This window comes from Pseudomonas sp. IT-P176 (genome assembly GCF_949767245.1).
GTDB lineage: Bacteria > Pseudomonadota > Gammaproteobacteria > Pseudomonadales > Pseudomonadaceae > Aquipseudomonas.
Window position 1 is genome coordinate 1 of record NZ_CATKPN010000054.1, and the last position, 20,832, is coordinate 20,832.

Below are 20,832 nucleotides of genomic sequence, written 5' to 3' on the forward strand. Positions count from 1 at the left end.
CATGTAGCGTTTTGCTTACTTTTGCGCTCCTCAAAAGTGAGCCGCTGTAAGAGCGGAGCCATAGGTGGCCGTTACCGCAGAAATGGATATGTACCCGGTCTAATCCAACACCCCAGAGGCCGCCACGCGAGCAAGCTCCCTCGCCACAGGCCGCTACAACGTTGTGTAGATACCTATGCCGCGATGGGTCTAAACGCGTAGTCCATCGCGGACAAGCCTTGCTCCTACCGAAAAGGGTCGCTCAAGGCGCCGGGGTTTTGCCTAGCATCCACACCAGCCCGCTGGCCTTGGCGCGTTCATGGCACAACCCCAGCACCTGGCGGCGCTCGTCGTTGTCCATCCGGCTCCAGCGGGTAATTTCGCCGACAGTACGCTGGCAACCGGTGCAGATGTCCTGCTCGTCCAGCGCGCAAATATTCACGCAGGGCGACATCACGGGTCTTTCAGGGAGAGTCATGGTTCCTGCTCGACCAAGTCCACGGCGTACCGCTGGGAGCGATGCACATAGTGTGCGGCAGAGGCTTGGAGCATATTGATCTGCGGCTCGGTCAGCTCGCGCACCACTTTGCCGGGCGAACCCATGACCAGAGAACCATCAGGGATCTGCTTGTTTTCGCCAATCAGCGAGTTGGCGCCGATGATGCAGTTCTTGCCGATCTTCGCCCCATTGAGGATCACCGCGTTAATCCCGATCAGGCTGTTGTCGCCCACCGTGCAGCCGTGGAGCATGGCGTTGTGGCCGATGGTAACCCCGGTACCGAGGGTCAGCGGGTAGCCCATGTCGGTGTGCATTACGGTACCGTCCTGCACATTGCTGTTCTTGCCGATCAGGATCAGCTCATTATCCCCGCGCAAGACCGCGTTGAACCAGACACTGGCGCCCTCTTCCAACTTGACCTTGCCAATCAGCACGGCGTTCGGTGCAACCCAGCTCTGCGGGTGGGTCTCGACACGGGCGTCGCCCAGGCGGTATTTCATCGTTGTTATCCTCATGGCTCAGGCAGCCGCGGGTAAATGCCGGATGGCGTCAGGTATTGATAAAGCTCTTGGGAGGTTGATGCAGGCTGATCTTCGCGTCATAGAGCAGATTGATCAACTCGACAATCATGATCGCGGTCAGGCCCCAGATCTTGTATTCGCCATAACGGTAACTCGGCACATACCAACTGCGCCCCTGATAATCGATGCGGTGCGTGTGTTCACGCGGGTCCGTGCGAAAGAACTCCAGCGGCACACTGAACACTGCGGCAATTTCCGCATCGTTGGCGCGGTACTCGACGAAGTCCGGAATCACCGCCACATAGGGCGTGACCTTGATTCCGTGCAGCGAGATCAGCGGACTCAGGGGCCCGATCACTTCCACCAGCCCCGGCGGCAGGCCGATTTCCTCTTCGGCTTCGCGCAGGGCGGTGAACACCAGGTCCGGGTCTTCGGGATCGCGCCGCCCGCCAGGGAAGGCCACTTCACCGCCATGGGTCGAGAGCCCGCTGGCGCGCAGGGTCAGAACCAGTTCCGGTTCGTCACTGCGGGTTATGGGCACGAGCACCGCGGCTTCAGGGAAACGTCGGTCGGTTTCCAGCGTACGTGGCGTGTGATTGCTTACCCGGTGCAGTAGCTCGTCCAGCATGAGTGCTCTCGATCTGTTGGCTACCTTGCATCATGCACCAAACCTACAGGCCGCCCAACCCCCGGGCTGCAGCATGTCGCTAAACGACAACTTGCCGACAGACACTGTGGCACGCCAAGATAGGCGCGGCCTATTCGGAAGACCCAGCATGAAATTCTGCAGCCAGTGCGGTAACCCAGTAACGCAACGTATCCCCGAAGGCGATTCGCGCCTGCGTTTTGTCTGCGACAGCTGTCAGACCATTCACTACCAGAACCCCAACATCGTCGCCGGCTGCCTGCCAACCTGGGGCACCCAGGTACTGCTGTGCCGTCGCGCCATCGAACCACGCCGGGGTTACTGGACCCTGCCCGCCGGTTTCATGGAGAACGGTGAGACCGTCGAACAGGCGGCCGTGCGTGAAACTGCCGAGGAAGCCTGCGCAAGGGTGCGCAACCTGAACATCTACACGCTGATCGATGTACCGCACATCAGCCAGGTCCACGTATTCTTCCGCGCCGAACTGGTCGACCTGGACTTTTCCGCAGGCCAGGAAAGCCTGGAAGTGCAGCTTTTCGAGGAAGCGGACATCCCTTGGTCAGAGCTGGCTTTCCGCACGGTGGGCCGTACCCTAGAATGCTACTTCGCTGACCGCTTGCGGGGGGATTACCCGGTGCGCAGCGAGTCCATTCCTCCGCTTGCTCAGCCTGCGATCACTTAAACAACAAAAAGTACGCCGTACTCTCAGGGATATCGTTTTAATGCGCTGGTTGCTCGCGTTCCTCTGCCTGTCGTTCGCTGTCGTTTCCCAGGCTTCCAGCGTGGAAACCCTGGACGGCAAAATCGTCGAAAAAGTCCTGGTGCTCAAATCCGCCCGTCAGTTGCAACTGATCAATGACGGTAAGCCCATCAAGACCTACCGCATCTCATTGGGCCGCAACCCCAAGGGCCAAAAGCTCATGGAAGGCGACCGACGCACCCCCGAAGGCCTGTACTGGCTGGACTGGCGCAAAGTCAGCGAGCGCTTCAACCTGGCCATGCACATCTCCTACCCGAATATCAGCGACGCTGCGCGCTCACGCCGCGAGGGCGTGGCCCCAGGCGGCATGATCATGATTCACGGCACCCCGGACACCGAAGAAAACCCCGAAGACCTGTTCCACACCCTGGACTGGACCGACGGCTGCGTCGCCATGCGTAACGTCGATATGCGCGAAGTCTGGGGCCTGGTGCCCGATGGCACGATGATCGAAATCCGGCCCTGAAGGGCCTATATGCCCACAAAGCCAAGATCAAAAGATCGCCGCCTACGGCATCTCCTGCTGGGCAACAAAAAACCCGCTGAAATCGCTTTCAGCGGGTTTTTTGTTTGAGCGGCGGGAAGTTTAGAACGCCTCCAACCGCCACACCTCATAAGCCGGCGTCTCATAGGGATGGCTCTGCTTCAGGGCCATCACCACCGAACGAATCAACTCATCAGCCACTACCAGCTCAACCTTCCATTCCTCGACCTGCTCCACCTGACCAGTCTGCCCGAGGAACGGCTGGCTGCCGTCCAACGGGCGAAACTGACCCAGGCCAAGCACCTGCCACGAACACTGGTCATAAGCGCCGATCCGCCCGCCACCGGCAGCGAACACCGCACTCTTGACCACCTCGACGTGACTGGCCGGAACAAAAAAGCTGAGCTTGTACACAGCTGTTAGTTCACCCACACGCGAGCATTACGGAACATGCGCATCCACGGTGCATCTTCGTTCCACTCTTCCGAGCGCCACGAGTTCTGCACAGCGCGGAATACCCGCTCCGGGTGCGGCATCATGATGGTCACGCGACCGTCACGGCTGGTCAAACCGGTGATCCCACGCGGCGAACCGTTCGGGTTGGCCGGGTAGCTCTCGGTAACCTTGCCGTGGTTGTCGACGAAACGCATCGCCACGCAACCCGACAGATCCGCTTCCAGCAACGCCTCTTCGCTGGAGAACTCGGCATGACCTTCGCCGTGGGCAATGGCGATCGGCATGCGCGAACCGGCCATGCCTTGCAGGAAGATCGAGTTCGACTCCTGGACCTGGACCATGGCCACACGGGCTTCGAACTGCTCGGAACGGTTACGCACGAAGTGCGGCCAGAATTCGCTGCCCGGGATCAGCTCGTGCAGGTTGGACATCATCTGGCAACCGTTGCACACCCCGAGGGTGAAGCTGTCGTTACGCTCGAAGAAGCCCTGGAACGCATCGCGGGCGCGGCTGTTGAACAGGGCCGACTTGGCCCAGCCTTCACCGGCACCCAGAACGTCGCCGTAGGAGAAACCACCGCAAGCCACCAGGCCCTTGAACTCGTTCAGGTCGACGCGGCCGGCCAGAATGTCGCTCATGTGCACGTCGATCGCGCTGAAACCGGCACGGTCGAACGCTGCCGCCATTTCCACCTGGCCGTTGACGCCCTGCTCACGCAGTACGGCAACTTGTGGGCGAATGCCTTTCTTGATGTAAGGCGCGGCGATGTCCTGGTTGACGTCGAAGCTGAGCTTGACGCTCAGGCCCGGGTTGTCTTCCTCCAGCAGCACGTCGAACTCTTGTTCGGCGCAGTCGGCGTTGTCACGCAGGCGCTGGATCTGGTAGCTGGTCTCGGCCCACTGGCGTTGCAGCAGTCGACGCTGGCCTTCGAACACGGTGTCACCGTTGAAGGTGATGTTGATCTCGCCGTTGTTCATTGGCTGGCCGATCACCGACACGCAGTCGCCCAGGCCGGCAGCGCTGAACTGCGCGAGGATGTCCGGGGTAGCGTCCTGGCGTACCTGGATTACCGCGCCCAGCTCTTCGTTGAACAGGATCGCGGCGATGTCGGCCGAGGTTTCCGCCAAACCGTCGAGGTTGAGGCTCAGGCCGCAGTGGCCGGCAAACGCCATTTCCACGGTGCTGGTCAACAGGCCACCGTCGGAACGGTCGTGGTAAGCCAGCAAGTGACCGTCGGCGTTGAGGCCCTGGATCACCGCGAAGAAGGCTTTCAGGTCTTCGGCGTCGTCGACGTCCGGAGCCTGGCTGCCGAGCTTGCCGTGCACCTGGGCCAGGATCGAGGCGCCCATGCGGTTCTGGCCACGGCCCAGGTCGATCAGGATCAGGTCGGTGGTGCCCTTGTCCATGCGCAGTTGCGGGGTCAGGGTCTGGCGGATGTCGGTCACTGGGGCAAAGCCGGTGACGATCAGCGACATCGGCGAGGTCACGGTCTTGTCGACGCCCTCGTCGTTCCAGCGAGTGGCCATGGACATCGAGTCCTTGCCCACTGGAATGGTGATGCCCAACTCAGGGCACAGCTCCATACCGACCGCTTTTACGGTGTCGTACAGACGCGCGTCTTCGCCCGGGTGACCGGCAGCCGACATCCAGTTCGCCGACAACTTGATGTCGGAGAGCTTGGCGATGCGCGAAGCGGCGATGTTGGTCAGGGTTTCGCCGATGGCCATGCGGCCCGACGCCGGAGCGTCCAGCAGGGCCAGCGGAGTGCGCTCGCCCATCGCCATGGCTTCACCGGTGTAGACGTCGAAGCTGGTGGCGGTCACGGCCACGTCAGCCACGGGTACCTGCCATGGGCCAACCATTTGGTCACGGGCCACGAGCCCGGTGATGGTGCGGTCGCCAATGGTGATCAGGAAGCTCTTGCTGGCCACGGCCGGGTGATGCAGGACGCGCTCGACACAGTCGGCGATGTTCAGGGTCGACGGATCGAAATCGTCACCCAGTTCGTTTTCCCGAACCACCGAACGGTGCATGCGCGGAGCCTTGCCCAGCAGCACTTCCAATGGCATGTCCACCGGGCTGTTGCCGAAGTGGCTGTCAGTCACGGTCAGCTGTGGTTCGGCAGTGGCTTCACCGACCACGGCAAACGGGCAGCGCTCACGTTCGCAGATAGCCTTGAAGCGCTCGAAGTCGGCCGGGCCGACTGCCAGGACGTAACGCTCCTGGGATTCGTTGCTCCAGATTTCGTGCGGGGCCATGCCCGGCTCGTCGTTTGGAATATTGCGCAATTCGAAACGGCCACCGCGGTCACCGTCGTTGACCAGCTCCGGGAAGGCGTTGGACAGGCCGCCCGCACCCACGTCGTGGATGAAGCTGATCGGGTTGTGTTCACCCAACTGCCAGCAACGGTCGATGACTTCCTGGCAACGGCGTTCCATTTCCGGGTTTTCGCGTTGTACCGAAGCGAAGTCCAGGTCTGCCGAACTGGTGCCGGTGGCCATCGAGGAAGCGGCGCCGCCGCCCAGGCCGATCAGCATCGCCGGGCCACCCAGCACGATCAGCTTGGAGCCGACGAGGATCTCGCCTTTTTGCACGTGCTCTTCACGAATGTTGCCCATGCCGCCGGCCAACATGATCGGCTTGTGGTACCCGCGCACTTCATCACCGTGCGGCGTGGTGATGGATTGCTCGAAGGTACGGAAGTAACCGGTCAGTGCCGGACGACCGAATTCGTTGTTGAACGCTGCGCCGCCCAATGGGCCTTCGATCATGATGTCGAGGGCGGTGACGATGCGCTCAGGCTTGCCGTACGGCACTTCCCACGGCTGTTCGAAGCCCGGGATCTGCAGGTTGGATACGGTGAAGCCCGTCAGGCCAGCCTTCGGCTTGGCGCCGCGACCGGTTGCGCCTTCGTCGCGGATCTCGCCACCGGAGCCGGTGGACGCGCCCGGGAACGGGGCAATCGCCGTCGGGTGGTTGTGCGTCTCGACTTTCATCAGGATGTGCACTGGCTCCTGCACCGCACCGTACTGGCGGGTTTCAGGGTCCGGAAAAAAACGTCCGGCAACGGAGCCGACGATCACCGAGGCGTTGTCCTTGTAGGCCGACAGGACACCTTCGCTGTGCATCACGTAGGTGTTCTTGATCATGCCGAACAGGCTTTTTTCCTGGCTTTCACCGTCAATATCCCAACTGGCGTTGAAGATCTTGTGGCGACAGTGCTCGGAGTTCGCCTGGGCGAACATCATCAGTTCGATGTCGTGCGGGTTGCGCTTGAGGCCGATGAAGGCGTTGACCAGGTAGTCGATCTCGTCTTCGGCCAGGGCCAGGCCCAGCTCGACGTTGGCGGTTTCCAACGCGGCGCGACCGCCACCCAGGACGTCGATTGCCGTCAGCGGCTTAGGCTCGGAGTGACTGAACAGACCGCCAGCCTGTTCAAGGTTCTCCAGGACGATCTGGGTCATGCGGTCGTGCAGGCCGTCGGCAATCAGCTGGGCCTGGGCGTCGGTGAACTCACCGGCGACATAGAACGCGATACCGCGCTCCAGGCGCTGGATTTTCGCCAGGCCGCAGTTACGGGCAATGTCGCTGGCCTTGCTCGACCAGGGCGAAATGGTGCCAAACCGCGGCAACACCAGGAACAGACGACCGGTCGGCTCTTGTACCGGAACGCTAGGACCGTACTTCAGAAGGCGCGCAAGCACCTGCTGTTCGTCGCCGGTCAGGACGCCGGTGACTTCGGCGAAGTGAGCGAATTCAGCATACAGGCCAGTAACAGCTGGAACCTTCTGGCTCAGTTGCTCAAGGAGTTTGCTGTGGCGAAAGGCAGAAAGGGCAGGAGCGCCGCGCAGGATCAACATCTTCGGGACAGCCTCGGAAGGGGGTGTGCTTTGAGGCCGTGCATTCTAGCCTAAACCGCCCGCGACAGCACCCGAAACGCTACACCCGGTATCACCCGAACGTCGGCCAGGGCTGGCAGGCCTATAACCAATGCTCATCAAGGTAAGTGCCGGCGGTTATTTTGCGCCGGATAAACGCCACCAAACGCCTATTCCTAAGGGCTTGGCGCCAATTTTCAAACATCTAGCAGACAAGCCCTTCACTGTCGAGATATGGCGGCCGTGGTCCTTTGCGTATACTGCGCAGATGTTTTCCCCAATGGTATTGCGTCCGCGAGTGGCCAAATGGCTTCTCGCCACCGGACTCTTCCTGGTGCTCAGCGGCTGTGTTGATAAACCCAACACCCTGGAGCGCGTAAAGGAGGATGGCGTGCTGCGCGTGGTCACGCGTAACAGCCCAGCCACCTACTTCCAGGATCGCAACGGTGAAACCGGCTTCGAATACGAGCTGGTGAAGCGCTTTGCCGACGATCTGGGGGTGGAACTGAAGATCGAAACCGCGGACAACCTCGACGACCTCTTTGAACAGGTGGGCAAGCCCAACGGCCCCGTGCTGGCTGCTGCCGGTCTGGTCAGCAGCGAGAAACGCAAGGCGCAGGTCCGGTTCTCCCACTCCTACCTGGAAGTCACCCCGCAAATCATCTACCGCAATGGCCAGTCGCGCCCAACCAACGCGGCGGACCTGGTGGGCAAGAAGATCATGGTGCTCAAGGGCAGCACCCATGCCGAGCAATTGGCCGTCCTGAAACAGAAAAATCCGCGTATCGAATACGAAGAGTCTGACGCGGTAGAGGTGGTCGACCTGCTGCGCATGGTCGACGAAGGGCAAATTGACCTGACCCTGGTCGACTCCAATGAAGTCGCCATGAACCAGGTGTACTTCCCCAACGTCCGGGTGGCCTTCGACCTCGGTGACGCCAGCAACCAGAGCTGGGCGGTGGCCGCCGGTGAAGACAACAGCCTGCTCAACGAGATCAATGACTTCCTCGACAAGGTCGAGAAAAACGGCACCTTGCAGCGCCTCAAGGACCGCTACTACGGGCACGTCGACGTGCTCGGTTATGTCGGTGCCTACACCTTTGCCCAGCACCTGCAGCAGCGCCTGCCCAAATACGAACAGCACTTCAAGACCTACGCGAAGAAAGAAAAAGTCGATTGGCGCCTGCTGGCGGCGATTGGCTATCAAGAGTCACTGTGGCAGCCGACAGTCACCTCCAAGACCGGTGTGCGCGGGTTGATGATGCTGACCCAGAACACCGCCCAGGCCATGGGTGTGTCCAACCGCCTGGACGCCCGCCAGAGCATCATGGGCGGCGCCAAGTACCTGGCGTACATGAAGGACCAACTGGACAGTTCGATCCAGGAGCCGGATCGCACCTGGTTCGCCCTCGCCGCCTACAACGTCGGCAGCGGTCACCTGGATGACGCCCGCAAGCTGGCGGCCAAGGAAGGACTGAATCCGGACAAGTGGCTGGATGTGAAGAAGATCCTGCCCCGCCTGTCGCAGAAACAGTGGTACAGCAAGACCCGCTACGGCTACGCCCGTGGTGGCGAGCCTGTGCACTTCGTGGCGAACATCCGTCGTTACTACGACATCCTGACCTGGGTCACGCAGCCACAACTGGAAGGCGACCAGGTGGCCGAGGGTAACTTGCATGTACCCGGCATCGACAAATCAAAACCGGCCCAAGAGCCAGCCCCGCTCTGACAAACGCCTTGAACCACATGTGGGAGCCAGCCTGCTGGCTCCCACGCTGGTTTTGTATGGTTGCTTAGGCCTTCGCCGCAGCCGCCAGGATCAGTGCCTTCATCTCCGACACCGCCGACTTGAATCCGACAAACAAGGCATGCGCGACCAGTGCGTGGCCAATGTTCAGTTCGTTGATGCCCTTGATCGCCGCAACGGCTTCGACGTTGTGGTAATGCAGGCCATGACCGGCATTGACGATCAGCCCCTGAGCCAGGCCGCAGGCCACGCCGTCGGCCACGCGCTGCAGCTCTTCGGCGACTTCGGTAGGAGTCTGGGCATCGGCATAACGGCCGGTGTGCAATTCGATGGCCGGGGCACCCACGCGCTTGGAAGCCTCGATCTGCCGCTCATCGGCATCGATAAATAACGACACTTCACAGCCGATTTTGGCCAAGCGCTCTACTGCGGCCTTGATCCGGGCCTCCTGCCCCGCAACATCCAGACCGCCTTCGGTGGTCAGCTCCTGACGGGTTTCCGGAACCAGGCAGATGTGCGCCGGGCGAATGCGTTCGGCGAACGCCATCATTTCCTCGGTCACGCCCATCTCGAAATTCATCCGGGTCTGCAGCACGTCCTTGAGAATCAGTACGTCGCGCTCCTGGATGTGCCGGCGATCTTCGCGCAAATGCACGGTGATGCCATCGGCGCCCGCCTCTTCAGCGTCGAGCGCAGCCTTGACGGGGTCAGGGTATCGGGTGCCCCGGGCCTGACGCAGAGTGGCTACGTGGTCGATGTTCACGCCAAGAAGAATGCGGGTGCTGGTGGTCACGGAAAGCGCTCCAGAAGAAGAGAAAGTTCGGTGCACAGCATACGGGGTGATCAGGGCTTGCGAAACAGCTCGCGACTGACCAGGGGACGACCGCCCAGGTGAACGGCCAGCGCCTGGCGCATCAGGCGCTTGGCAGCCGACAGCGCACCGGGAGCGCTCCAGTCCGCTTCGGCCATGGCCAACAGTTCACAGCCATTGAACAGCCCCGGCTGCAACAGGTACACCCGCTCCAACCCGGCATCCACCTGCAGGCGGTACAGACCGTCGGCGGCAATCGGCTCGGCGTGGACATCCTGGGTCAGTGCAAAGCCATAGCCCAGGTCATCGAGCAAGCGCCATTCGAAGGAGCGCAACAACGGTTCCAGCGCGCGACCTTCAGCGAGGGCCAGCAAGGTCGCGGCATAGTGCTCGAATACCGCGGGATGGGGATCTTCGGCAGGCAACAGGCGGATCAGCAACTCATTGAGGTACAGGCCACTGAACAGCGCCTCGCCGCTGAGCCAGGTCGAGACGCCGGCACTTTCCATGCGCCCGACGTTTTTCAGCTCGCCGCGCCCACGAAACTCCACTTCCAGCGGCACGAATGGCCGCGCCAGAGTCCCGGCCTTGCCCCGCGCGCTGCGCAACACCGCCCGCAGCCGCCCTTGCGGCGTGAGGAAGTCGACCAATGCACTGTTCTCGCGGTAGGCGCGCGAATGCAGGACGTAGGCGGGTTGGCTGGGTGGCGGAGAGGACATGGGCGTCTCACTGAAGGAGTGCTGTTTTGAAATCAACACAAACCAAATGTGGGAGCGGGCTTGCCCGCGATGGCGGACTTACAGTCAACATCGCTGCTGAATGTTCCATCCTCATCGCGGGCAAGCCCGCTCCCACAGGGTTCTACGGTACAGCGCTAACCGGGTTTACAGGTCGCCGTAACCCAGCGAACGCAGGGCGCGCTCGTCGTCGGACCAGCCACCTTTGACCTTCACCCACAGGTTGAGCATGATCTTGGAGTCGAACAGCAGCTCCATATCCTTGCGCGCCTCGGTGCCGATACGTTTGATCCGCTCGCCCTTGTCGCCAATGATGATCTTCTTCTGACCGTCACGCTCGACGAGGATCAGGGCGTGGATGTGCAGGGTCTTGCCCTGCTGCTTGAACTCTTCGATTTCCACGGTGATCTGGTACGGCAGCTCCGCACCCATCTGGCGCATGATCTTCTCGCGCACCAGCTCAGCGGCGAGGAAGCGGCTGCTGCGGTCGGTGATCTGATCTTCCGGGAAGAAGTGATCGTTTTCCGGCAGGTAACCGGCGATCACCCGCTCCAGCGCTTCGAGGTTATGCCCATGCTGGGCCGAGATCGGCATGATCTGCGCGTTCGGCAGCTGCTCTTGCAGCCAGGTCAGGTGCGGCATCAGCTCGGCTTTGTCTTCGATGCGGTCGGTCTTGTTCAGCGCCACGATCAAAGGGCCAGTCACGTACTGCACACGCTCGAGGACCATCTGATCTTCGTCGGTCCACTTGGTGCGATCGACCACGAAGATCACCACGTCGACGTCTTTCAACGCCGCCGAGGCGGTCTTGTTCATGTAGCGGTTCAGGGCCTTCTCGCCGCCCTTGTGCATGCCGGGAGTGTCGACGTAGATCGCTTGCACCGCGCCCTCGGTCTTGATCCCGAGCATGTTGTGGCGGGTGGTCTGCGGTTTACGCGAGGTAATTGCCAGCTTCTGACCCAGGATGTGGTTCAGCAACGTGGATTTGCCCACGTTCGGGCGGCCGACGATGGCGACATAGCCACAGCGAGTTGCAGTTGAATCAGTCATGGCCATTCTCCACGCCCAGGGCTATCAGTGCTGCGGCGGCCGCTACCTGTTCGGCAATACGACGACTCACACCCTGACCTCGGCTTTTTTCATTCAATAAGGTGATTTCACATTCGACGAAGAACGTTCGGCAATGGGGCTCACCCTGGATATCCACCACTTCGTAACGCGGCAGCTCACAGGCACGCGACTGCAGGAATTCCTGCAGGCGGGTCTTTGGATCTTTATTGGTATCGACCAGCGTCAGGCTCTCGAACTCGGAAGCCAGCCAGGCCAGCACGCGTTCGCGCGCCATGTCCATGCCGGCATCCAGGTAGATCGCGCCGATCAGCGCTTCCAGGGCATCGGCCAGGATCGACTCGCGCCGGAAACCGCCGCTCTTCAACTCACCGGAGCCCAGGCGCAGGTAGTCACCCAGATCAAAGCCACGGGCCAGTACTGCCAATGTCTCGCCCTTGACCAGGCGTGCGCGCAAACGCGACAGCTGGCCTTCGCGGGCCAGCGGAAAGCGGTCGAACAGCGCTTCACCGGCCACGAAGTTGAGGATGGCATCACCGAGGAATTCCAGGCGTTCGTTGTTGCGCCCGGCAAAGCTGCGGTGAGTCAGGGCCAGGACCATCAGTTCCTGATCCTTGAAGGTGTAGCCGAGCTGACGCTCGAGACGGCTTAAGGAGACGCTCACGGTTTACCCACGCTGAGTTCGTGGTCGACTTCCCCCGCAGCATCGCTGCGAAGGCCTGGGACAAATAACGCTGTGTTCAAAAATTACTTCCTGAATATCGTTGGCTTCAATGCAGTGCGGCAACCTTCTGCAGGTTCCAGAAAAGCATTCGGCGCTGTGTTCAACAGCGCCGTGTGGGATTACTTGATCAGGCCAACCCGCGAGAAATTCGGCAGGTGGCTGAGTTTCGGTTCAGGCCAGCTCATCCAGACCGCAAAGGCCTTGCCGACGATGTTCTGGTCGGGAACCATGCCCAGCAGGTTCTTGGGAATGCTTGGGTCATCCCAGTAGCGACTGTCGTTGGAGTTGTCGCGGTTGTCGCCCATCATGAAATAGTGCCCCGCGGGCACCGTCCATTGACGGTCCGGAGTGGCCCGGTAGCGGCTCATTTCCTTGCGGATCATGTGCTCGGCAACACCGAGTTTTTCCTTGTACAGCTCGGCGCTGCCCAAAGTGCCCGGCTCAGTGCCCACCAGTTGCTCGGCAATCGACTCACCGTTGACGAACAGGCGCTTGTCGGCGGTGTAGCGGATCTGGTCGCCCGGCAGGCCAACCACACGCTTGATGTAGTTGACGTTCGGGTCGCTTGGGTAGCGGAACACCATCACATCGCCGCGCTGCGGATCACCCACCTCGATGACTTTCTTGTCGAGTACTGGCAAGCGGATCCCGTAGGAAAACTTGTTCACCAGAATGAAGTCGCCGACGTCCAGGGTCGGTTTCATCGAACCAGACGGAATCTGGAACGGCTCCACCAGAAACGAACGCAGCACCAGTACGATGAACAGCACCGGAAAGAACGATTTGCCGTATTCCACCAGCAACGGTTCTTTGTTCAGTTTCTCCACGACGACCATGTCGGGTTGGCTGACAGTGCCCTGATACGAGGCAATGGCAGCACGCCGACGCGGCGCCAGAAACACCAGATCGAGCAACGCCAGCAAACCGCAGACGAAGACAGCGATGACCAGCAACAGCGGGAAATTTAGTGACATAGGACCTAACTATCCAACCTGAGCACAGCAAGGAAGGCTTCTTGTGGAATTTCCACGTTACCGACCTGCTTCATGCGTTTTTTACCGGCCTTCTGCTTTTCCAACAGCTTGCGCTTACGGCTAACGTCACCACCGTAGCATTTGGCCAATACGTTCTTTCTGAGTGCCTTGACGGAGGTCCGCGCGATGATCTGCCCGCCAATGGCGGCCTGGATCGCAACGTCGAACATCTGGCGCGGAATCAGTTCCTTCATCTTCTCGGTCAACTGGCGACCTTTGTAGTGCGCGTTGTCCTTGTGCACGATCAGCGCCAGGGCATCGACCTTGTCGCCGTTGATCAGCACGTCCAGCTTGACCAGATTAGCCGACTGGTAGCGATCGAAGTGGTAATCCAGCGAAGCATAGCCGCGACTGGTGGACTTCAGGCGATCGAAGAAGTCCAGGACCACTTCGTTCATCGGCAAATCGTAGGTCACCTGGACCTGGGTACCCAGGAACAACATGTCGTGCTGCACGCCACGTTTTTCGATACACAGGGTAATGACGTTGCCCAGGTGCTCCTGCGGCACAAGAATATTGGCCCGCACGATCGGCTCACGCATGTCTTCGATCGAAGACAGGTCTGGGAGCTTGGACGGGTTATCGACGTAAATCGTTTCACCGGTTTTCAGCAACAGCTCGAAAATTACCGTTGGTGCCGTGGTGATCAGGTCCAGGTCGTACTCGCGCTCCAGGCGCTCCTGGATGATTTCCATGTGCAGCATGCCAAGGAACCCGCAACGGAAGCCGAAGCCCAGGGCGTCGGAGCTTTCCGGGGTGTACTGCAGGGACGAGTCGTTGAGGGTGAGCTTTTGCAGGGCTTCACGGAAGTCTTCGAAGTCGTCGGAGCTGACCGGGAACAGACCGGCGTACACCTGCGGCTGGATGCGCTTGAAGCCTGGCAGCACGTCGACGTCAGGGGTCGAACTCAAGGTCAGGGTATCGCCCACTGGCGCACCGTGAATATCCTTGATACCGGCGATGATGAAGCCTACTTCACCGGCTTTCAGGTCGACGGTGGCAGTGTGTTTCGGGTTGAACACACCGACGCTGTCCACCAGGTGGATCTTGCCGGTGGATTTGACCAGGATCTTGTCGCCCTTCTTCACGCGGCCGTGGCGTACGCGAACCAGGGAAACAACGCCCAGATAGTTGTCGAACCAGGAGTCGATGATCAACGCTTGCAGCGGATCTTCGATGTTGCCGGTAGGCGCGGGAATGGTCTTGACCAGGCGCTCGAGCACCTCATCGACGCCCAGGCCAGTCTTGGCACTGCACTCGACGGCATCGGTGGCGTCGATGCCGATGATTTTTTCGATTTCTTCTTTCACGCGGTCCGGATCGGCCTGTGGCAGGTCGATCTTGTTCAGCACCGGCATGACTTCCAGGCCCTGCTCGATTGCCGTGTAGCAGTTGGCAACCGACTGCGCTTCCACGCCCTGGCCAGCATCGACCACCAGCAACGCACCTTCACAGGCCGCCAACGAGCGGCTGACTTCATAGGTGAAGTCAACGTGGCCGGGGGTGTCGATGAAGTTCAGCTGGTACTTGATGCCGTCTTTGGCGGTGTAATACAAGGTAACGCTGTGGGCCTTGATGGTGATCCCGCGTTCGCGCTCAAGGTCCATGGAGTCCAGAACCTGGGCTTCCATTTCACGCTCGGCCAGGCCGCCGCACATCTGGATGAAGCGATCGGCCAGCGTCGACTTGCCATGGTCAATGTGGGCGATGATGGAGAAATTGCGGATATGACTCAAATCACTCACGGATCAACACTCAAAAAGGCTGCAGGCATAGCCCGCCGAAAAATAGCCGGGAATTGTACCTGAAACACCAGGCAAGCGTCACGTTTGCAGGTGAAGGCATCACTTGCAAAAACGCCCCGCTCTGGCGAACGGGGCGTTTTTGCAGACAAACTTCGGTTCAAATACCGCTGATCAGCCGGCTCGACGCATCAGCCAGAGGCCTGCCAGCGCACACACCGCAGCTGGGATCAACACCGCAAACAGCGGCGAGAAACCGAACACCAGGCTCGACGGACCGAGCAAATCCTGGACGATGCGGAAGGTGAAGCCCACCAGCACACCGGTGAAGACCCGCTGACCGAGGGTTACCGAACGCAGTGGACCAAAGATGAAGGAGATCGCCATCAGCACCAGGGCTGCGGTGACCAGCGGCTGCAACACCTTGACCCAAAATGCCAGCCAGTAGCGGCCGTTGTTCAGGCCCTGGTCAGCCAGGTAATGGATATAACCCCACAGGCCGCTGATCGACAGCGATTCCGGGGCCATCACCACGGTGCTCAGCAGTTGCGGGCTGAGGGCCACATCCCAACGCTCGACCGCAGCGCTCACCACTTCAGTGCTCTTGCCGTGGAACAGGGTGGTGGTGACGTCACTCAACTGCCAGTGATCGGTGTCGAACTCGGCGCGTTTAGCGAAGCTTGCGGACAGCAGGTGGTGGTCATTATCGAAACGATAACGGGTCACGCCATACAGGCGGCCATTGGGCTGCACCGAGTTGACGTGAATGAACTCGTCCCCCTGGCGGTGCCACAAACCGTGCTTGGCGCTTTGCGAATCGCCACTGCCCTGGGCCAGCGAACGGTTGGCCTGGGCGATATTTTCCGTGGCGGGCGCTACATACTCGCCAATCAGCACGCCGGCGACCATCAGGAACAGCATCGGCTTCATCACTGCCCAGACGATCCGCCCAATGGATACGCCGGCCGCACGCATGATGGTCAATTCGCTGTTACTGGCCAGGCTGCCAAGGCCGATCAGGCAACCGATCAGGGCAGCCATGGGCAACATGTCGTACAGCCGGCGCGGCGCGGTCAGGAGCACGTAGCCCAGAACGTCCATCACCGTGTAGGTATCGCTGGCATCGCCCATTTCATCAATGAAGGCGAACAGGGTCGCCAGGCCGAGGATGATCCCCAGCACGGCCAGGATCGCCATGAATACACTGCTACCAATGTAGCGATCGAGCTTAACCACGGGTCACCTCCAACGCATAGCGGCGACTCGCCATCTTCAAGCGCAACGGCTCCCAGTAGAGCAACCCCAGGCCAATGACCAGGAAAATCCCGTGGACCCACCACAACCCCAGCGCCGGCGGCAACTTGCCCTTCTCCAATGCGCCGCGGGCAGCGATCAGGATGGTCAGGTAGGCCATGTACAGCAGGATCGCCGGCAACAGCTTGAGGAACCGGCCCTGACGCGGATTGACCCGCGACAGTGGCACAGCCATCAGGGTCACGATGAACACCAGCAACGGCAGGGACAGGCGCCATTGCAATTCGGCATGGGAGCGCACGTCATCGCTGCCCAGCAGGTTGGCGGTACTGATGGCGTCGCGGTCGGTTACTTCGTCGCTGACGTCAGGCTTGGGCAACAGTACGCCATAGGTGTCGTACTTGATGATCCGGTAATTGGCCTGCCCCGGATTGCCGTCATAACGATAGCCGTTGTCCAGAATCAGGTAGCGGTTGCCGTCCGGCTTGATCTCCTGACGGCCCTTCTCGGCCACCAGTACAGAGATGCCGCGATCCTTGTTGCCTGAGGCTTCGTTCTTTTGCGAGATGAACACGCCTGCCAGGTTGACGCGATCATCCGAGAGTTTTTCGGTATAGGTCACCCGCGTGCCGTCGCGTAACGACTGGAAGCGTCCTGGCTCCAGGGTATCGAACTCGGTCAGGGCATCCTGCTTGTTCAGCAGCAACTGGAACTGGTTGGCACCTTGCGGGGCCAGGCCCAGGCTCAACCAGGCCACCAGCAATGCGACCAGCGTGGCCGGGAACAAGGTGTAGGCGAACAGGCGTTGCTGGCTCATGCCGGTGGCCGACAGCACGGTCATTTCGCTCTCGAGATACAGCCGGCCATAAGCCAGCAGAATCCCCAGGAACAACCCCAGTGGCAGGATCAACTGCAAGAAGCCCGGCAGGCGAAAGCCCATGATCAGGAACAGGGAACCCGGATCCAGCAGGCCGGCAGCGGCTTGGGCGAGGTACTTGATGAAGCGCCCACTCATGATGATGACCAGCAGCACGGCACTGACGGCGCTCAGGGTCACCAGGACTTCACGGGAAAGATAACGGAAGACAATCAAACCAGACACTCCAGGGTTGTCAGGCTAAGGCGGCCAAACAAGCAAACAGGTCGGGCGGCTCGTGAAACCATGAGCCACCGCAAAAGATGCGGCATTATCCTGTGATTGACCGCGCCTGTCACTGCGCACGCTCACGCCGGCATGCAATGCATTAAAGATCACTTGCGCAAGGGTTGTCAGGCGCAGTCAGCGAGGTTCAAACTGCGGCCTTTGTCGCGGGCCTTACCCGCACCTTTCTATATAGAAGGCAAACGTGTGCGCACAGGCTGCGGCACGCTGCACTTTGACCATTTATTCAGGGACCCGGACATGGAACTGGTTGTAAAAAGCGTTAGCCCAGAAACCTTGAAAACCGCCACGCTGGTCATCGCAGTCGGCGAAGGCCGGACACTCGGCAACGTCGCCAAACAGGTCGATGAGCTCAGCGGCGGCGCCATCAGCGCCATCCTCAAGCGTGGCGACCTGGCCGGCAAAGTTGGCCAGAGCCTGTTGCTGCACAGCCTACCGAACCTCAAGGCCGAACGTGTGCTGCTGGTAGGTGTGGGCAAGGACGCAGAATTGGGCGATCGTCCATTGCGCAAAATCGTCGCTGGCATCCTCAACACCCTCAAGGGCCTGGGTGGCAGCGATGCCGCACTCGCGCTGGACGAAGTGGTGGTCAAGGGTCGTGACAGCTATGGCAAGACCCGCCTGCTGGCCGAAACCCTGCTGGACGGCGAATACAGCTTCGACCAGTTCAAGAGCCAGAAGGCCGAACCACGCGCCCTGAAGAAAATCACCCTGCTGACCATCAAGGCTGCACAGGCCGAAGTACAACGCGCCGTGACTCACGCCAGCGCGATTGCCAACGGTATGGCGTTCACCCGCGACCTGGGCAACCTGCCGCCGAACATCTGTCACCCAACCTTCCTGGGCGAGCAAGCCAAGGCACTGGGTAAAGAGTTCAAGAGCCTGAAAGTCGAAGTGCTGGACGAGAAAAAGATCAAGGAACTGGGCATGGGCTCGTTCTACGCCGTGGGCCAGGGCAGCGACCAGCCGCCACGCCTGATCGTCATGCAATACAACGGCGGCAAGAAGTCCGAGAAGCCGTACGCCCTGGTGGGCAAGGGCATCACCTTCGACACCGGCGGTATCAGCCTCAAGCCGGGCGCCGGCATGGATGAAATGAAGTACGACATGGGCGGCGCCGCCAGCGTGTTTGGTACCCTGCGTGCCGTGCTCGAGCTGAAGCTGCCGATCAACCTGGTGTGCATCCTGGCCTGTGCCGAGAACATGCCGAGCGGCGGCGCTGCCCGCCCAGGCGATATCGTCACCACCATGAGCGGCCAGACCGTGGAAATCCTCAACACCGACGCCGAAGGCCGCCTGGTGCTGTGTGACGCCCTGACCTACGCCGAGCGCTTCAAGCCACAGGCAGTGATCGATATCGCCACCCTGACCGGCGCCTGCATCGTCGCCCTGGGCTCCCACACCTCCGGCCTGCTGGGCAACAACGACGAATTGATCGAACAATTGCTGAGCGCCGGCAAGGCTGCCGACGACCGTGCCTGGCAACTGCCGCTGTTCGATGAGTACCAGGAACAACTGGACAGCCCGTTCGCCGACATTGCCAACATTGGTGGTCCGAAAGCCGGCACCATCACGGCAGCGTGCTTCCTGTCGCGCTTCACCAAGAACCTCAACTGGGCGCACCTGGACATCGCGGGTACCGCCTGGACCAGCGGTGGCAAGGACAAGGGCGCCACTGGCCGCCCGGTACCATTGCTGACCCAATACCTGCTGGATCGCGCCAAGGCCTGAAACCGATGACCTGAAGCGGCGTCACCCTCGGGGGCGCCGCTTCAGGCTCAGGAACCGCAATGACCAAAGTCGACTTTTACATCCTGCCCAGCGCCGATCCTCAGGCGCGACTGGATTTCGCCTGCAAGCTCAGCGAAAAGGCCTGGCGCATGGGGCTCCGCATCTACCTGCACTGCAGCGACGCCGCCCAACGCGACGACCTGGATGCTCGCCTGTGGGCGTTCAAGGGCGAAAGCTTCGTACCCCACGGCCCAGCCGAGAGCGAACCGGACGGCTTGATTGTGCTGGGCCTGGGCGATGATCCGGGCGAGCACCAGGACCTGCTGGTCAACCTCGACCTCAAGGTCCCACCATTTGCCCAACGGTTTGCCCGAGTGGCAGAAGTGGTGGTCGAAGATCCCGCTATTCGTCAGGCCGCGCGGGAGAGTTTCCGCCTCTACCGCGAACAGGGCTATCCTCTGCAAGATCACCGTCTACAGCGACTCTGAGTACAAGATGGACACGCCAAAACCACTGCAAAAGGCCGCTCACCTGCTGGATGACCTCGAGTCGATCCGCCAGTTGCTCGGCGATGACAACCTGCAACCACCACTGCTGACCGACACCGTCGAGACCGCAAGTGATGAAGGCCAGATTCCCCTGCTGTTCGACCAAGTCAGCGGCAAACCACTGGCCGAAGCCGTCGAACAACCTGCTCCAGCTCCAGCTCCAGCTCCAACTCCAGCACCAGCACCAGCACCAGCCGCCACGACCACCGCCCAGCAAGCTGCCGACGTCATGCTGCATCTGGATGGTGAGTTGCGCGCGGCCGCGCAGTTGATCATGCAAGACGTGATCGATGACTTTGCCCCGCACATCGAGACGGAAATCAAGCGTCGCCTCGATGCACGAATGGAACGGTTATTGAGCCAGTACGACAACTGACCCTGTGCTTTTGAAGCCCCCCCCTTGTACGAGGGATAGGTCGCCAGTGAAATTGGCGACCTTACACTTCAAATACCAACCCACTATTCAATGGCATTACATTCAGCAACTAATACTTAACTGAATAGTGCACAACATCAACTAGCCCTTACCTGGACGAGGTAATTCCTTGAAGGTGCAGGCACCCTCGGTTTTATCATCGCAATAATACTGGCTATAATACGGCTCCCAGGCTCCCCCTGCCTGAATACTGACAACCGTGCCTTCGCGCTTGAAGCGCATGTCCAACTTACCGCCGTCGCGCAGGCTGTATCCGCAGTGCAGGATTTCACCGATCACCACACCTTCGACTGCATCGCCATGGGCCTTGAATATAGCCTCATCGAACCCACCGACCGGGCCGCGCCCAGTCTGTGAAGTGCCATTCCATTGACCCTGGCCGCTGACGGTAGCTGCGACATAACTGGCGGTGGTACCGACCTCCTTGATATCCGCAACTTTCGGGCAATATTCCACGGTTCCTGCCCAGGCATTCGCCGACATCAGGAGAGGAATCAACAACGCAACTTGTTTAATATACATACATGCTCCATGCCATTATTTAAAACACTATATTTCCCTGCAGGCAGCGTGCAACACATTCAACTTGCACACACCTCCTTGAATACTACGCAC

The 20,832-nt window shown here is 60.4% G+C and carries 20 protein-coding genes; 6 read left to right on the plus strand and 14 right to left on the minus strand.

Annotated elements, in window-relative coordinates:
• Positions 1 to 241 precede the first annotated feature (241 nt).
• Genes ACM6IP_RS15890 through ACM6IP_RS15900 form a run of 3 tightly spaced genes read right to left on the minus strand, consistent with a single transcriptional unit; the run spans position 242 to position 1,627 of the window.
• Positions 242 to 457, minus strand: coding sequence for a DUF1289 domain-containing protein (locus ACM6IP_RS15890; RefSeq protein WP_320333718.1), 216 nt, complete (start codon positions 455 to 457; stop codon positions 242 to 244).
• Positions 454 to 978 (minus strand): gamma carbonic anhydrase family protein, encoded by a 525-nt coding sequence (locus tag ACM6IP_RS15895; RefSeq protein ID WP_414861842.1) that lies wholly within the window; start codon positions 976 to 978, stop codon positions 454 to 456. The genes ACM6IP_RS15890 and ACM6IP_RS15895 overlap by 4 nt, the downstream gene beginning before the upstream one ends.
• Before the next feature lie 49 nt (positions 979 to 1,027).
• A complete protein-coding gene (locus ACM6IP_RS15900) occupies positions 1,028 to 1,627 on the minus strand; it encodes a CoA pyrophosphatase (RefSeq protein WP_095171171.1) in 600 nt (199 codons plus the stop codon).
• A gap of 148 nt (positions 1,628 to 1,775) precedes the next feature.
• Between ACM6IP_RS15900 and ACM6IP_RS15905 the strand changes: the two genes are divergently transcribed.
• Together ACM6IP_RS15905 and ACM6IP_RS15910 are read left to right on the plus strand one after the other, a co-directional pair.
• Entirely contained in the window at positions 1,776 to 2,327 is a 552-nt protein-coding gene (locus ACM6IP_RS15905; RefSeq protein WP_159993951.1) for an NUDIX hydrolase, read from the plus strand.
• Between the two features lie 40 nt (positions 2,328 to 2,367).
• Complete coding sequence (locus ACM6IP_RS15910; RefSeq protein WP_095171174.1) at positions 2,368 to 2,871, plus strand: L,D-transpeptidase family protein; 504 nt, start codon at positions 2,368 to 2,370, stop codon at positions 2,869 to 2,871.
• Positions 2,872 to 2,991: 120 nt separating this feature from the next.
• Here ACM6IP_RS15910 and ACM6IP_RS15915 read toward each other — a convergent pair whose 3' ends face one another.
• The gene (locus tag ACM6IP_RS15915) at positions 2,992 to 3,303 is read right to left on the minus strand and encodes a YqfO family protein (protein WP_095171176.1); all 312 of its coding nucleotides are present in this window, start codon (positions 3,301 to 3,303) and stop codon (positions 2,992 to 2,994) included.
• A gap of 5 nt (positions 3,304 to 3,308) precedes the next feature.
• On the minus strand, positions 3,309 to 7,205 hold the full coding sequence (gene purL / locus ACM6IP_RS15920) for a phosphoribosylformylglycinamidine synthase (protein WP_159993935.1): 3,897 nt from the start codon (positions 7,203 to 7,205) through the stop codon (positions 3,309 to 3,311).
• Positions 7,206 to 7,491: 286 nt separating this feature from the next.
• Here purL and mltF point away from each other — a divergent pair, with 286 nt between their 5' ends.
• Positions 7,492 to 8,952 (plus strand): membrane-bound lytic murein transglycosylase MltF, encoded by a 1,461-nt coding sequence (gene mltF / locus ACM6IP_RS15925; protein ID WP_414861843.1) that lies wholly within the window; start codon positions 7,492 to 7,494, stop codon positions 8,950 to 8,952.
• Positions 8,953 to 9,016: 64 nt separating this feature from the next.
• On the opposite strand, the gene pdxJ is transcribed toward mltF, so the two are convergent.
• The 8 genes from pdxJ to lptF form a co-directional block, all read right to left on the minus strand.
• Positions 9,017 to 9,763 carry a pyridoxine 5'-phosphate synthase gene (gene pdxJ, locus ACM6IP_RS15930; protein ID WP_095171182.1) on the minus strand — a complete coding sequence of 249 codons (747 nt, stop codon included), beginning with the start codon at positions 9,761 to 9,763 and terminating at the stop codon, positions 9,017 to 9,019.
• A 50-nt stretch (positions 9,764 to 9,813) separates the two neighbouring features.
• On the minus strand, positions 9,814 to 10,500 hold the full coding sequence (gene recO / locus ACM6IP_RS15935; RefSeq protein WP_159993933.1) for a DNA repair protein RecO: 687 nt from the start codon (positions 10,498 to 10,500) through the stop codon (positions 9,814 to 9,816).
• 165 nt (positions 10,501 to 10,665) lie between these two features.
• Positions 10,666 to 11,568 carry a GTPase Era gene (gene era, locus ACM6IP_RS15940; RefSeq protein WP_007944847.1) on the minus strand — a complete coding sequence of 301 codons (903 nt, stop codon included), beginning with the start codon at positions 11,566 to 11,568 and terminating at the stop codon, positions 10,666 to 10,668.
• On the minus strand, positions 11,561 to 12,250 hold the full coding sequence (gene rnc / locus ACM6IP_RS15945) for a ribonuclease III (RefSeq protein WP_095171185.1): 690 nt from the start codon (positions 12,248 to 12,250) through the stop codon (positions 11,561 to 11,563). Before rnc ends, era begins: the two co-directional genes overlap by 8 nt.
• Positions 12,251 to 12,429: 179 nt before the next feature.
• Positions 12,430 to 13,284 carry a signal peptidase I gene (gene lepB, locus ACM6IP_RS15950; RefSeq protein ID WP_095171187.1) on the minus strand — a complete coding sequence of 285 codons (855 nt, stop codon included), beginning with the start codon at positions 13,282 to 13,284 and terminating at the stop codon, positions 12,430 to 12,432.
• Positions 13,285 to 13,289: 5 nt separating this feature from the next.
• Positions 13,290 to 15,089: a translation elongation factor 4 gene (lepA, locus tag ACM6IP_RS15955; RefSeq protein WP_095171189.1), complete on the minus strand. Its 1,800-nt coding sequence runs from the start codon at positions 15,087 to 15,089 to the stop codon at positions 13,290 to 13,292.
• A gap of 171 nt (positions 15,090 to 15,260) precedes the next feature.
• Positions 15,261 to 16,322 (minus strand): LPS export ABC transporter permease LptG, encoded by a 1,062-nt coding sequence (gene lptG / locus ACM6IP_RS15960; RefSeq protein WP_095171191.1) that lies wholly within the window; start codon positions 16,320 to 16,322, stop codon positions 15,261 to 15,263.
• Positions 16,315 to 17,433, minus strand: coding sequence for an LPS export ABC transporter permease LptF (lptF, locus tag ACM6IP_RS15965; protein ID WP_095171192.1), 1,119 nt, complete (start codon positions 17,431 to 17,433; stop codon positions 16,315 to 16,317). The genes lptG and lptF overlap by 8 nt, the downstream gene beginning before the upstream one ends.
• Before the next feature lie 309 nt (positions 17,434 to 17,742).
• On the opposite strand from lptF, the gene ACM6IP_RS15970 reads away from it, so the two are divergent.
• From ACM6IP_RS15970 to ACM6IP_RS15980, 3 genes are read left to right on the plus strand one after another with little or no spacing between them, the layout of a single operon-like run.
• The gene (locus ACM6IP_RS15970; protein WP_159993929.1) at positions 17,743 to 19,233 is read left to right on the plus strand and encodes a leucyl aminopeptidase; all 1,491 of its coding nucleotides are present in this window, start codon (positions 17,743 to 17,745) and stop codon (positions 19,231 to 19,233) included.
• 59 nt (positions 19,234 to 19,292) lie between these two features.
• On the plus strand, positions 19,293 to 19,721 hold the full coding sequence (locus ACM6IP_RS15975) for a DNA polymerase III subunit chi (protein WP_414861844.1): 429 nt from the start codon (positions 19,293 to 19,295) through the stop codon (positions 19,719 to 19,721).
• 7 nt (positions 19,722 to 19,728) lie between these two features.
• Positions 19,729 to 20,157, plus strand: coding sequence for a DNA polymerase III subunit chi (locus ACM6IP_RS15980; RefSeq protein ID WP_414861845.1), 429 nt, complete (start codon positions 19,729 to 19,731; stop codon positions 20,155 to 20,157).
• Positions 20,158 to 20,298: 141 nt separating this feature from the next.
• On the opposite strand, the gene ACM6IP_RS15985 is transcribed toward ACM6IP_RS15980, so the two are convergent.
• Positions 20,299 to 20,739, minus strand: a complete 441-nt coding sequence (locus ACM6IP_RS15985; RefSeq protein WP_414861846.1) for a DUF3757 domain-containing protein — start codon at positions 20,737 to 20,739, stop codon at positions 20,299 to 20,301.
• Positions 20,740 to 20,832 lie beyond the last annotated feature (93 nt).